This window comes from Alteromonas sp. BMJM2 (assembly GCF_027257845.1).
Taxonomy (GTDB): Bacteria; Pseudomonadota; Gammaproteobacteria; order Enterobacterales; family Alteromonadaceae; genus Alteromonas.
Window position 1 is genome coordinate 97,301 of sequence record NZ_JAPVOT010000009.1, and the last position, 13,096, is coordinate 110,396.

Here is a 13,096-nt window from a genome sequence, read left to right on the forward strand (position 1 = left end):
TCATATAACGTTCTTATTATGTATTTTTTGATTATTTAAACATAAATGGCACCACAAATGGTGCCATTTCGACTATTAAAATTATGTAACTATTTATGTACTTATCGATGTACTTACATAGTGAATAATCTTCCTAGCTACCTAACCGCTGTTAAGTGCGTTTAATTACACTCGATTACTGTTCACACAGTAAAAATCGTTGTATGAATGTAATCTACAGCATCTCAACGGCAAGAGCTACACCTTCACCACCGCCAATACACAAAGAGGCAATGCCACGCTTTTCATTGCGCTGTTTAAGCGCATGAAGCAATGTAACAAGTAACCGAGCACCCGAAGCGCCAATTGGATGGCCAAGCGCACAAGCGCCTCCCTTTACGTTTACTTTACTCTCATCGAGGCCTAACTTTTTAATGGCAAGCATTGTGACCATGGCAAATGCTTCGTTTATTTCAAACAGGTCTACTTCTTCTTTTGTCCAACCCGCCTTGCTTAGTACCTTTTCCATTGCACCTACTGGGGCTACGGTAAAGTTTTCTGGCTCAATAGAATGTGTTGCGTGGGCCACCACTTTGGCTAGCGGCGTTAGCCCCATTTCTTTTGCTTTTTCTTCGCTCATTACTACTAGTGCTGCTGCACCGTCTGAAATTGAGCTGGAGTTTGCGGCTGTAACGGTGCCGTCTTTTTTGAAAGCAGGTCGAAGTGATGGAATTTTTTCTGGGCGGGCTGAGCCAGGACCTTCATCGGTATCGACAACCACATCGCCCTTGCGACCAGAAATCGTAACTTTTGCAATTTCGTCACCAAAGGTTCCGCTATTAATGGCTTCATGAGCCTTTGACAGAGAGCTTAATGCGAACTCATCCATTTCTTCTCGAGTAATGTTTTCACTGTCGGCGGTGTCTTGAGCGAAGCACCCCATTGCTTTTCCGTCGTAGGCGTTTTCAAGTCCATCCAGCATCATATGATCGAGCACTTGGCCGTGTCCCATTCGATAACCAGAACGAGCTTTTGGCAGCATATAGGGTGCATTACTCATACTTTCCATACCACCGGCAACAACCGTGTCTGCACTTCCCGCTTTAATTAGATCATGGGCAAGCATGACGGCCTTCAGCCCTGAACCACAAACTTTGTTAATTGTGGTAACACCTGCACTTAGCGGTAAACCAGCACCTAGCGACGCTTGACGCGCAGGTGATTGACCGAGACCCGCTGGCAATACACAGCCCATTACCACTTCGTCAATTTGAGAGACATCTATGCTTTCACACGCCGCTTTAATCGCCACATTACCTAAATCTGTTGCACTCACTGGCGCTAGGCTACCGTTAAAACCGCCCATTGGCGTACGCTTAGCTGCAACAATAACTACTGTTCTATCACTCATAATCACACCTTTAATATTTAATTTTTTCAATTACTTAAATGCGTTCACTTTGCGCCATGTATAAAAAAGTAAACACCTTGAACCGTGCTAAACAAAGACCGTCATCATGAAAAATTGACGTTAGCAAAATGTTACTTTACCTTTACGTAAAATGTAATTAACGTTAACGTAAACCTGTAACAGGGATCTGTCAACCAAACGCAACATTCTTACACCACAAAGAGTAAGAACAGCCCAAGCGTAATACAAGAAATGGCAGTTAGGTATGCGCACTCGAAGTATACGCGCAACGTTAAGGACATGAGTCCACGTTTAAATTTTGGACAGCAAGAAAATGCTATACGACAAGGTACATGTAATGAGTCAGTCGGACAATGAAACTACTTTCGCCATTGGTGAGCTTGCGAGAGAGTTCGATATTACGCCCCGCTCCATTCGTTTTTACGAAGAGCAAGGGCTTCTATCTCCCACTCGCACTGGGCAAAACCGTGTTTATTTAAATAAAGACCGAGTTCGCCTAAAGCTAATATTGCGCGGCAAGCGCCTTGGCTTTTCACTTGCCGAAGTAAAGACCCTATTTGACATGTACGACAGTAATCCAAACTCGGCCGTTCAGTTAGAAGCGATGCTAGAAATGTCCGAGCAAAAACGTGCAGTGCTTAATCAACAATTAGAAGACATACAAATGTTGATGACAGAACTGGACGACGTTGAAACCAGATGTAGAGAAGAACTCGCAGAACTTAAACGAGGAAAAATTGCATGAACACCTCCTACCCTACGATGAATTTTGGACTTGGCGAAGAAATCGATATGCTTCGAGATCAGGTCTATCAGTTTGCTCAAAACGAAATTGCTCCACTTGCGGCACAGGCTGACGAAGATAACCAGTTCCCTAACCAGCTTTGGACAAAGCTTGGCGATATGGGCCTTAACGGCGTGACAGTGTCAGAGCAGTATGGCGGCTCAGGAATGGGTTATTTAGCCCATACTATTGCCATGGAAGAAGTAAGCCGTGCCTCTGGCGGCATCGGCTTAAGTTATGGCGCTCACTCAAACTTATGTATCAACCAAATATACCGCAACGGTAACGAAGCCCAACGAGAAAAGTACCTTCCAAAACTTGTCTCTGGTGAGCATATTGGCGCCCTTGCGATGAGTGAGCCAAATGCCGGTTCTGACGTGGTAAGTATGAAACTTCGCGCCGAAAAGCGAGGCGACAAATACATTTTAAACGGTAACAAAATGTGGATCACCAATGGTCCAGATGCCCACACCTTTGTAATCTATGCGAAAACCGACCCAGCAGCCGGCCCGCGTGGCATTACGGCCTTCATCGTAGAGCGCGACTTCCCAGGATTTAGCCGAGCACAAAAATTAGACAAGCTTGGCATGCGCTCATCGAATACGTGTGAACTCGTGTTTGAAGACTGTGAAGTACCAGCTGAAAATATTTTAGGCAAAGAAGGCGAAGGCGTTCGCGTATTAATGAGTGGCTTAGACTACGAGAGACTTGTGCTCTCTGGCGGTCCACTTGGGATCATGCAAGCCTGCATGGATATTGTAGTGCCTTATGTACACGATCGAGAGCAGTTCGGTCAATCCATCGGCCAGTTTCAGCTAGTACAGGGCAAAGTTGCCGACATGTATACGCAAATGAATGCATCAAGAGCCTATGTGTATGCAGTAGCGAAGTCTTGCGATCGCGGCGAAACCACTCGAAAAGATGCGGCAGGCGCCATTCTTTACTCTGCTGAGCTAGCAACGAAAATAGCGCTGGATGCCATTCAATTGCTCGGTGGTAACGGCTATATCAACGAATACCCTACAGGTCGTCTTTTACGCGATGCCAAGCTGTATGAAATAGGCGCAGGTACCTCTGAAATTAGACGTATGCTGATAGGCCGAGAGCTATTTAACGAATCTAAGTAACCATTTAATAGCGCCGCAATCGACGTGCTAAAACACAGGAGGGGGTATGCCCGTTCTACGTTCAAGTGTAAATACCAAATCTGATACGTTCGCAGCAAACCGCGAACATATGCAGGCGCAAGTTGATGACTTGCATGAAAAAATAATGAAAATCGCACAGGGCGGCGGAGAAAAAGCCGCCGAACGTCACATTTCAAGAGGCAAGCTTCTTCCTCGAGACCGCATTAACGCGCTGCTCGACGAAGACACGCCATTTCTTGAAATTGGCCAGCTCGCAGCATGGGAAGTCTATGACGACTACGTACCATGTGCGGGTGTGGTAGCGGGTATCGGTATGGTTGCCGGCACTGAATGCATGATTGTGGCTAACGACGCCACGGTCAAAGGCGGCACCTACTACCCTCTTACTGTTAAAAAACACTTGAGAGCACAGACAATTGCCGAGCAGAACAACCTACCTTGTATCTATCTTGTAGACTCAGGTGGCGCAAACTTACCTCGTCAAGATGAAGTATTTCCTGACAGAGAGCATTTTGGTCGAATCTTTTTCAATCAAGCGAATATGTCGGCGAAAAATATTCCGCAAATTGCGGTAGTGATGGGTTCATGCACCGCAGGTGGTGCCTACGTTCCCGCCATGGCTGATGAAAGTATTATTGTGAAAGAACAAGCCACCATATTTCTTGGCGGCCCACCGCTGGTAAAAGCGGCCACTGGTGAAGTGGTTACCGCTGAAGAACTAGGTGGCGGAGATGTTCATACCCGCATTTCTGGAGTTGCTGATCAATTAGCCAATAATGATCACCACGCCTTATCGCTTGCTCGAAACGCAGTGTCACGCCTTAACAGAGAAAAGCCGCATCTTCCCGATGTAAAAGAGCCTAAGCCACCTAAGTTCGATCCGAAAGAAATTTACGGGATTGTACCTAAAGATAGCAGGCAGACTTTTGACGTGAGAGAGATCATCGCTCGCATTGTGGATGACTCCGACTTTGATGAGTTTAAACCACTTTACGGCACCACTCTTGTGTGCGGCTTCGCCCGCCTTTACGGCAATCCAGTTGGCATCGTTGCCAATAATGGGATCCTATTCGGTGAAAGCGCCATGAAGGGGGCACACTTCGTCGAGCTTTGCGCTCAGCGGAAAATCCCACTTATATTCTTACAAAACATCACCGGCTTTATGGTGGGTAAACAGTACGAGCATGGCGGCATTGCGAAACACGGCGCCAAAATGGTAACGGCTGTAGCCTGTGCCAATGTACCTAAACTAACGGTGCTTATTGGCGGAAGTTTTGGTGCTGGTAACTACGGCATGTGCGGCAGAGCATACGACCCGCGCTTTATGTTCATGTGGCCCAATGCACGTATCTCAGTGATGGGCGGTGAACAAGCAGCTGGCGTATTGGCGCAGGTTAAACGGGATCAAAAAGAGCGTGCTGGCGAAAGCTGGAGCGAAGAAGAAGAAAAACAATTTAAACAGCCTGTTGTTGATAAATACGAAGAGCAAGGTCACCCCTATTTCGCATCAGCGAGACTATGGGACGACGGTGTCATTGATCCCGCAGATACGCGTTTAGTTTTGGGTTTGTCATTATCTGCAGCACTTAATAAGCCAATTGAAGAAACGCAATTCGGCATATTTAGAATGTAGGAGCAGCACGAATGGACAACACGCCAACAGACAACACCGCAGTAACCTATCACGTTGATGCCAACAATATAGCTATCGTTACCTTGAACCGTGCTGAAAAGCACAATGCATTTAACGATGACATGATTGCTGAATTAGAAAGGCTTTTCAAGAAGGCGGGTAGCGATGACTCAGTTCGAGCGCTGATATTACGAGCTGAAGGAAAGAGTTTTAGTGCTGGTGCCGATCTTAACTGGATGAAGAAAATGGCCAGTTACACCGAAGCACAAAACCATGAAGATGCCATGGGGCTCGCCTCAATGCTTCATACACTTTATACGCTGCCAAAACCCACTATTGCAAGAGTGCAAGGTGCTGCCTTCGGCGGAGCCGTAGGACTTATCGCCTGCTGTGATATCGCCATCGGCAGCAAGCTAACCAACTTTTGCTTAAGTGAAGTGAAAATTGGTTTAGTGCCTGCCACCATCAGCCCCTATGTGATTGAAGCAATGGGGGCACGGGTGTGTAGACGATACTTTCAAACGGCTGAAGTGTTTTCTGCAAGACGAGCCAGACGTTTGGGCTTGCTCAGCGAAGCGGTTAATGAAGAAGACCTAGACAGCACGGTGAACGATATTGTTGCCAGTATTTTGAAGAACGGTCCACAAGCCGTCTCCCAGTCAAAGGCGTTAGTTCAGTGGGTATCACATAAACCTATAGACAGCGACATGTTAAACGATACCAGCAAACTCATCGCCAAAGTAAGAACTTCTGAAGAAGGCCAAGAAGGCCTGAGTGCATTTCTTGAAAAGCGCAAAGCAGCTTGGTTGGAGGCAAAATAATGATAAATAAACTCTTAGTGGCAAACCGCGGCGAAATAGCATGTCGCGTGATGAAGACGGCCAAGCATCTAGGTATAAAAACCGTCGCCGTTTATTCTGATGCAGATATTAATGCTCGTCACGTTGCTATGGCCGACGAAGCCATTCATCTTGGGCCATCCCCCTCAAAGGATAGCTATTTACGCAGCGAGCTTATTATTGAGCACGCCAAAGCACTGGGCGTTGACGCGATTCATCCTGGGTATGGTTTTCTATCGGAAAACGCAGAGTTTGCCAATCTCTGTAAGTCTAACGATATTATTTTTGTGGGGCCGCCAGCATCTGCTATTGAAGCCATGGGCTCTAAATCTGCGGCCAAACGCATTATGGAAGAAGCGGGTGTACCGCTAGTACCAGGCTACCATGGTGATGATCAGCAAGAGTCCACACTTAAACAAGCCGCGGATGACATGGGCTACCCAGTATTACTAAAAGCGGCCGCTGGTGGCGGCGGTAAAGGTATGCGTCAGGTGTGGAACGAAAGCGAATTCACTCAGGCGCTTAACGCGGCAAAACGCGAGTCTATGGCAAGCTTTGGCGACGACCATATGCTTGTAGAAAAGTATCTTACTCGTCCTCGCCATGTAGAAATTCAAGTATTCTGCGATAGCCATGGCAACGGTGTGTACCTATTTGAGCGCGACTGCTCGGTACAGCGTCGTCATCAAAAAATTATTGAGGAAGCGCCTGCGCCAAACATGACCCAGAGCATTCGGGAAAGTATGGGTGAAGCGGCAATATTGGCAGCAAAAGCGATTAATTATGAAGGTGCTGGCACCGTCGAGTTTTTGTTAGATGAGGACGGCTCGTTCTACTTTATGGAAATGAATACCCGCCTTCAGGTAGAACACCCTGTAACGGAGATGATTACAGGCGAAGACTTAGTTCAGTGGCAGCTGAGTGTAGCAGAAGGCAATACGCTTCCCAAAACCCAGCAGCAACTCACTTTAAACGGTCACGCTTTTGAGGCCCGTATTTACGCTGAAGATCCAGCCAATAACTTCTTACCGTCCACCGGTGTTCTGCATCTGTTGCAACCACCTGAAGAGTCTTCACTTATACGAGTAGACACCGGTGTTGTGCAAGGTGACGAGGTGAGTGTTTATTACGACCCTATGATTGCAAAGCTTGTGGTATGGGGTGAATCTCGTGATATCGCGCTTAAAAGATTACTGCATGCCCTTGGCGATTATCATATTGCGGGTGTAACAACCAATATCGATTTTCTAAAGCGCGTAGCAAGTAATAGCGCATTTGAGGCTGCAGAATTAACCACAACCTTTGTTGAAAAACACAACGACGCATTATTTGCTGAGGCTAAGCGCGACATTCAGGCAAAGTTACCGGTAATGGCGATATTAGCCGTATTACGTCGCCGTTTTGAAAAAGGCTTAGCTGCTGACAGCGCAAGCTCATCACCGTGGTTTACGGCCGGTGCATGGCGTGCGAACGCGTCCCACAAAGAACAGCTTACGCTATTAGTTGGCGAAGAAGAATTCACGGTAACGGTGTGTCATGTGTTTAATGCCGATGCATCTGCGGCGTGGGAAATTACCACGGCAAATTCAACGGTTAAAGTCAGCGGCGTTCTGAATGAGCACAAGCTTAGTGTTGACGTAGCAGGGAGTAAATCGAATTACACCGTCGCAGTCAGCGATGGCGATTTTGGCTTATACAACCAAGATACGCATATTAACTTCAGTGTTGTTACTCCTTCACAGGGCGATGACGATGAAAATAGTGGTAACACGAATTTCGATGCCCCTATGAATGGCACCATAGTGGCCCACCTAGTGAAATGCGGTGAAATGGTTAAAAAAGGAGAGCCAATCCTCGTTATGGAAGCCATGAAAATGGAACACAGCATTGTAGCGCCTAGCGATGGTGTTGTGGATAGCTTTTACTTTGAGCCCGGTGAATTGGTAGACGGCGGCGCGGCGCTGCTTGAATTCACAAGTGCCGACGCACAGGGAGCGTAGTCGCCATGGGTATACCACAGCACGTCAGTATTGTTGAAGTTGGGGCAAGAGATGGTCTTCAAAATGAAAAGTCCATCGTAACGGTTGATGACAAAATTGCGTTTATCAACTTGCTGTCTCAAACAGGGCTAAAACGCATTGAGGCTGGAAGTTTTGTTTCCCCTAAGTGGGTACCGCAAATGGCTGACACTGGCAACGTATTTGCCGGCATCAACAAAGCCAACGCTATTGTCTATTCAGCCCTAACCCCAAACGTTAAAGGGTTGGACGCTGCCATAGAGGCTGGAGTGACAGAGGTAGCAGTTTTTGGTGCTGCCTCTGAGTCGTTTTCTAAGAAAAACATAAACTGTTCAATTGACGAGAGTTTGCAGAAATTTGAACCCGTTATTGAAAAAGCCAGTGCCCATAACATCAAAGTACGTGGATATGTATCATGTGTGATGGGTTGCCCTTATGAAGGTGAAATAGCGCCTAGTGCGGTTTCAAAGGTATCTAGGCAGCTACTCGACATGGGCTGCTATGAGATATCATTAGGCGATACCATAGGCACAGGTACACCTGCGGCAACTCAGCGCTTACTCGATAGTGTGTTAACTGTGTTGTCCGTCGACGATGTTGCCGTTCACTTTCACGATACCTATGGTCAAGCCCTTGTCAATATTTACGCAGCGTTGCAATACGGAGTGGCATCCATTGATTCTGCTGCGGCAGGCTTAGGCGGCTGCCCTTACGCTAAAGGTGCAAGCGGTAATGTGGCTACTGAAGATGTACTTTATATGTTAAATGGCATGGGCATAGAAACAAATATTGATATGCAAAAGCTGCTTGTAGCAACAGACTTTATCTCAAAGGTGATCAATAAATCTCCTGCCTCCAAAGTGGCAAACGCGCTCTTAACTAACTAGCGCGCAGGCTTGAGCGATGAGCGCGACTTGAGTTTATTTTTCGTTTGGTAATATGAGCGTGGCCATAGTGGCTAACACCATCATAGCGGTCATAATATACACCACCGAGAACGACAAAAGTGGGCTTATCGCGGCATATACCGCACCGAAGGTGAGTAAGATAACCCCAATAGCAGTGTTAGAAAACCCGACAAGCTCTGTTCGCTCCTGCCCTTCTTTCACATCCAAACTGTATGTCTTTCGTCCCGTTCTAACACCTGAGTGGGCGATAGACAAAACAAAGAACAAAATGGCAGAAATAATAAGCGTGTCAGACTCTATAATAAGTAGCCCCACGCAAGCAGCTACAGTAAGCACGCCCGCTATTTGCAGTGTTAGCTTAGCGCTGTGGTCGGCAACCTTTCCCCAAAGTAACGAAGAGCACATCGATGCTAATGCTTGAGCGGCAATATAAATGGGTAATAACTTTTGCGCATTATCACCGTTTTCTAGCATAAAATATGGGGCAACCAGCGCAGAATGAACAAAGAGACCTCGCACAAAGACAAACTGATAAACGGTTTTATCGAAACGGATAGAAAACATTTTTCCGTTATCATCGCCGTTGTCCTCTACCTTTGTTTTCAAATTGAACATGCATAACAGCGTAATCGTGAACGACAACACAGCGCAAAATAAAACGCCCAGTAAGGCATTATCTTTAAACGTATCATTAAAAATGAGTAGAGGAACTGCAACCAGCAGCGTCATTACGCCTGAAATAGTAGACGCCAATCCAACAAGATTACCCCGTTCCCCTTTAGGCACTACATCTGCTTCAATGTCTTTAACGGTTAACGAGCATGCAGAACGACCTAAGCTCAGCAGTATGAGAAAACCTAAAATACACAGCCCAGCGTTAAAACCTTCAAGAAAGAGTGCAGAGCACAATATTCCCGCCACTGCAGCAATTTGAATACATATACCCACACGCCACACTACATACCTAGCGACATTGTTACGTAGATACATGCTAATGAGCACTTGAGGCAAGAGTGCACCAGATTCGCGTATTGGAACCAACCACCCTACCATCCAAGCCGGAGCGCCCAGAATAATGAGTAAGGCGGGAAGCGTGGTTTTCGCAGAAATAAGTAAATCGGCTAATTTATTAAAGGATAAGCCAGTTACCAATAGGTGCTTTTTCTTAGCCATCGTGTAAATTCGTTTTTTATTAAGAGGCTGAGTATTTACGCATTGTTTTCAACCACAGTCTTCAAATTCTCTAAGCCCATTGCGAAATCGGGGCCTATAATGTCATCTATAAATAAAACAAACAGCTTGTTAATCGGGTTGTTATCCACTGTACCTTCATCGCGCCAGGTTACCCGGCTTCCACTTTCAATGGCTTCAATTTCTACAACGCCGTTAGACCCCATATCCATTTCTGGGAAATAAAGTGTGTAACCTACTTTGCTATTGTGCTCTAGTTGGGTGATTTCCATTTCCCCATCGCCCTCGGTATTACTTTTCCACTCAAGTCGCATTCCGATGGCCCGGTCTGGCCCCTCATAGGTAAGTTCCATATTTGGGTCTCGTTTGAACCATACCCCCCATTTTTCCCATTGCTTTAAGTTCACTAAGTACGGATAGACCTCTGACGTTTCTGCGTCAATGATGATACTGCGTTCCACGGAGTATTTTTGAGACATAAAGAAGCTGCAGACAATCACAAGAACAATCAAACCACTTATCGTAAACAACAACTTTTTTAATACACCCATGTTCTACTCCTCTTTAGTCACTGGCATTAAAATATAACATTTAATTAACAAATGTCATTGTGCATTTGCACGAAAACGCTTTTAACTGACAAGTGTTCTTATTAAATAACCGAAGTACCCCGCAAAATTGCCATAATGGCTCGGTCCTGATAAGCCCAATACACCTAGGGCGCTTTACTCTTAAATGTATAAAACAAAATAAAGCGCCATCATCGACATAAATGTTAATGGAAAAGTCATATAAAGTTATCAATTCAACCTATTATTTTCACGGTTGTTCTGTAATATGAGTAGTAGAAAGACCACGTGTCTGTCAGCGTGCTTCCCTAGAATTTTATAATCAAAGAGCGCATACAGCCAACCTAATCGCGATAGCACTTCCATCGTTTTAGGCCTGCACCGTTTAATAAACAGGAGTTTTTAACAGATGACTGACCGAAGTTCTCGTTACATAAGCAACCTTACTCGTGATACCTATGCGTTAATTCTAGCTGGTGGTAAAGGCTCTAGGTTACACGAGCTCACAGAATGGAGAGCAAAACCTGCGCTATATTTTGGTGGTAAATTCAGAATCATTGATTTTCCTTTATCAAATTGTATTAACTCGGGAATAAAACGCGTTGGTGTTGTCACGCAATACAAATCCCACTCTCTTATTCGCCATCTTGTTCGCGGTTGGGGCCATTTCAAAAGAGAGTTAGGTGAATCTGTAGAAATTCTACCAGCCTCTCAGCGTTTTTCAGATAATTGGTACGAGGGAACCGCAGACGCGGTATTTCAAAATATTGATATCATTAGGGATGAACTTCCAAAGTATGTGATGATTTTATCAGGCGATCATATTTATCGTATGGATTACGGCGACATGCTGGCTAAACACGTTGAATCTGGCGCTAAAATGACGGTGTCATGCATGTCTGTACCTATTGAGGAGGCTGCTGGCTCGTTCGGTGTGATGTCGGTAGATGAGTCATACCGTATAAACGGCTTTGAAGAAAAACCGGAACACCCTACTCCGCTTCCTCACGACGACACTCGTTGTCTGGCATCAATGGGCAATTATGTCTTTGATACTGAGTTTTTATTTGAACAGCTGCGTGTAGATTCTAAGAACAGAGGCTCTCAACGAGACTTTGGTAAAGATATCATTCCTTCCATCATTGAAGAGCACTTGGTTCATGCGTTTCCCTTTGAAGCCGACGACGGTGAGAAAGCGTATTGGCGAGATGTGGGTACACTTGACTCATTCTGGGACGCTAACATGGAAATGGTATCACCGGTTCCGCAGCTTAACCTTTATGACAAAAAATGGCCTATCTGGACTTATCAAGAACAATTGCCACCTGCGAAGTTTGTGTGGGAAGACGATGATAGACGGGGCGAAGCCATCAACTCAGTGGTGTCTGGCGGCTGTATTATCTCTGGCTCTACTCTTCGAAATTCAATCTGCTTTTCAAACGTTCGCGTGCACTCATACGGATTGATTGAAGATGCAGTCATACTGCCTGGTGTTGAAATTATGCGCGGGTGCAAATTGAGAAAGGTAATCATTGACAGAGGCTGCGTTATCCCTGAAGGCACTGTCATTGGCTATGACCATGAGGAAGACCGTGCCAGAGGATTCCGAGTATCGGAAAAAGGCGTAGTACTCGTTACTCGTGAAATGTTAGGTCAACACGTAGGCGCATACTAAGCGCCTAGCAATTTAACTATACCCTCGTTTACGAAGCATTCCATTGTTGTAAGGTGGTAGCAATAAATTTAGCTACCGCCTCTGGGTGCTCTAGCGGAAACATGTGCCCTCCTTCAAGCTCGATGTGCGTTATTGCGTTATGCTGAAGTAATCGAGAATACATTTCTGGTCTACATACCTTACTTTTTGAACCAGTTACTAACACTGCTGGACACTTAAGCTTACCCCTGTACTTTCCAAGGTTATGGGGCACGTTTCTAAACAACGCCGCTTCCACATCTGCTTTGAATGTTAATGAGATACCGCCCGACTCATTTGCTGTTACAGCATTAACGTAATCTCTTACACAGCGTTTATCCATATCTCTAAATAAGGCTTTTCCATGAAAGTAAGCCACCATATCGGTATTAGCGGGCCACTGTGTGTTTCTTGTTTGAGCTAACTTAGCCGGGGTTAATTTGTTGATTAATGGCGTGTACTTGGCCAATCTAAAAAAGTGGCTCATTGGCCCCACAACAAGGGGAGGGTCTAATAATATTAGGCCTCTAAATAATTCCGGCGCCTCACACGCGGCCATGTACGATATTACCGCACCAAAAGAGTGACCAACCGCGAATACACCGCGCTCGTCCTTATTCTCAGCCCTTATGTGGCGAATAAGTTCTTGTACCTGATTGCGCCAGTTACCATTTACGGGAAGCTTTGGATCGTGACCAAAGCGCTCAACATGTAAACGATTAAAGTTGTTTGGCAATTCTGAAAATAGGGTATTGTAGCTTCCTGCGGGAAAGCCATTGGCATGGGCGAAGTGAAAACTTAACTCTGCTGATGACACCGTGTCACTCCTGAACCTGATAAAAAGACTTCAAAATAAAAGGGGCTTACAGCCCCTTAATCATACAGTATTGTGAACGTTGGCG

11 protein-coding genes are annotated in these 13,096 nt (G+C 45.7%); 7 read left to right on the forward strand and 4 right to left on the reverse strand.

Annotated elements, in window-relative coordinates; all coding sequences use genetic code 11:
* Positions 1-214 precede the first annotated feature (214 nt).
* A complete protein-coding gene (locus O9X84_RS11620; protein WP_269519935.1) occupies positions 215-1,390 on the reverse strand; it encodes a thiolase family protein in 1,176 nt (391 codons plus the stop codon).
* 358 nt (positions 1,391-1,748) lie between these two features.
* Between O9X84_RS11620 and O9X84_RS11625 the strand changes: the two genes are divergently transcribed.
* The 6 genes from O9X84_RS11625 to O9X84_RS11650 are packed head-to-tail and all read left to right on the forward strand — an operon-like array spanning position 1,749 to position 8,720.
* On the forward strand, positions 1,749-2,156 hold the full coding sequence (locus tag O9X84_RS11625; RefSeq protein ID WP_032095765.1) for a MerR family transcriptional regulator: 408 nt from the start codon (positions 1,749-1,751) through the stop codon (positions 2,154-2,156).
* Positions 2,153-3,322 (forward strand): isovaleryl-CoA dehydrogenase, encoded by a 1,170-nt coding sequence (locus O9X84_RS11630; RefSeq protein ID WP_269519936.1) that lies wholly within the window; start codon positions 2,153-2,155, stop codon positions 3,320-3,322. The genes O9X84_RS11625 and O9X84_RS11630 overlap by 4 nt, the downstream gene beginning before the upstream one ends.
* Before the next feature lie 46 nt (positions 3,323-3,368).
* Positions 3,369-4,976, forward strand: a complete 1,608-nt coding sequence (locus O9X84_RS11635) for a carboxyl transferase domain-containing protein (protein ID WP_269519937.1) — start codon at positions 3,369-3,371, stop codon at positions 4,974-4,976.
* 11 nt (positions 4,977-4,987) lie between these two features.
* A complete protein-coding gene (locus O9X84_RS11640) occupies positions 4,988-5,797 on the forward strand; it encodes an enoyl-CoA hydratase/isomerase family protein (RefSeq protein ID WP_269519938.1) in 810 nt (269 codons plus the stop codon).
* Positions 5,797-7,815: an acetyl/propionyl/methylcrotonyl-CoA carboxylase subunit alpha gene (locus O9X84_RS11645; protein WP_269519940.1), complete on the forward strand. Its 2,019-nt coding sequence runs from the start codon at positions 5,797-5,799 to the stop codon at positions 7,813-7,815. The genes O9X84_RS11640 and O9X84_RS11645 overlap by 1 nt, the downstream gene beginning before the upstream one ends.
* A gap of 5 nt (positions 7,816-7,820) precedes the next feature.
* Positions 7,821-8,720 carry a hydroxymethylglutaryl-CoA lyase gene (locus tag O9X84_RS11650; protein WP_269519942.1) on the forward strand — a complete coding sequence of 300 codons (900 nt, stop codon included), beginning with the start codon at positions 7,821-7,823 and terminating at the stop codon, positions 8,718-8,720.
* A 33-nt stretch (positions 8,721-8,753) separates the two neighbouring features.
* On the opposite strand, the gene O9X84_RS11655 is transcribed toward O9X84_RS11650, so the two are convergent.
* Together O9X84_RS11655 and O9X84_RS11660 are read right to left on the reverse strand one after the other, a co-directional pair.
* Entirely contained in the window at positions 8,754-9,914 is a 1,161-nt protein-coding gene (locus tag O9X84_RS11655) for an MFS transporter (RefSeq protein ID WP_269519943.1), read from the reverse strand.
* A 35-nt stretch (positions 9,915-9,949) separates the two neighbouring features.
* Positions 9,950-10,483, reverse strand: a complete 534-nt coding sequence (locus O9X84_RS11660) for an SRPBCC family protein (RefSeq protein ID WP_269519944.1) — start codon at positions 10,481-10,483, stop codon at positions 9,950-9,952.
* A gap of 427 nt (positions 10,484-10,910) precedes the next feature.
* Between O9X84_RS11660 and glgC the strand changes: the two genes are divergently transcribed.
* On the forward strand, positions 10,911-12,176 hold the full coding sequence (gene glgC, locus O9X84_RS11665) for a glucose-1-phosphate adenylyltransferase (RefSeq protein ID WP_269519945.1): 1,266 nt from the start codon (positions 10,911-10,913) through the stop codon (positions 12,174-12,176).
* Between the two features lie 28 nt (positions 12,177-12,204).
* Here glgC and O9X84_RS11670 read toward each other — a convergent pair whose 3' ends face one another.
* The gene (locus O9X84_RS11670) at positions 12,205-13,011 is read right to left on the reverse strand and encodes an alpha/beta fold hydrolase (protein ID WP_269519946.1); all 807 of its coding nucleotides are present in this window, start codon (positions 13,009-13,011) and stop codon (positions 12,205-12,207) included.
* Positions 13,012-13,096 lie beyond the last annotated feature (85 nt).

What these genes read in the sequence shown, in the direction of transcription:
- O9X84_RS11620 (WP_269519935.1), bottom strand. Translation starts at nt 1,390, where the DNA reads ATGAGTGATAGAACAGTAGTTATTGTTGCAGCTAAGCGTACGCCAATG.
- O9X84_RS11625 (WP_032095765.1), top strand. Translation starts at nt 1,749, where the DNA reads ATGAGTCAGTCGGACAATGAAACTACTTTCGCCATTGGTGAGCTTGCG.
- O9X84_RS11630 (WP_269519936.1), top strand. Translation starts at nt 2,153, where the DNA reads ATGAACACCTCCTACCCTACGATGAATTTTGGACTTGGCGAAGAAATC.
- O9X84_RS11635 (WP_269519937.1), top strand. Translation starts at nt 3,369, where the DNA reads ATGCCCGTTCTACGTTCAAGTGTAAATACCAAATCTGATACGTTCGCA.
- O9X84_RS11640 (WP_269519938.1), top strand. Translation starts at nt 4,988, where the DNA reads ATGGACAACACGCCAACAGACAACACCGCAGTAACCTATCACGTTGAT.
- O9X84_RS11645 (WP_269519940.1), top strand. Translation starts at nt 5,797, where the DNA reads ATGATAAATAAACTCTTAGTGGCAAACCGCGGCGAAATAGCATGTCGC.
- O9X84_RS11650 (WP_269519942.1), top strand. Translation starts at nt 7,821, where the DNA reads ATGGGTATACCACAGCACGTCAGTATTGTTGAAGTTGGGGCAAGAGAT.
- O9X84_RS11655 (WP_269519943.1), bottom strand. Translation starts at nt 9,914, where the DNA reads ATGGCTAAGAAAAAGCACCTATTGGTAACTGGCTTATCCTTTAATAAA.
- O9X84_RS11660 (WP_269519944.1), bottom strand. Translation starts at nt 10,483, where the DNA reads ATGGGTGTATTAAAAAAGTTGTTGTTTACGATAAGTGGTTTGATTGTT.
- glgC (WP_269519945.1), top strand. Translation starts at nt 10,911, where the DNA reads ATGACTGACCGAAGTTCTCGTTACATAAGCAACCTTACTCGTGATACC.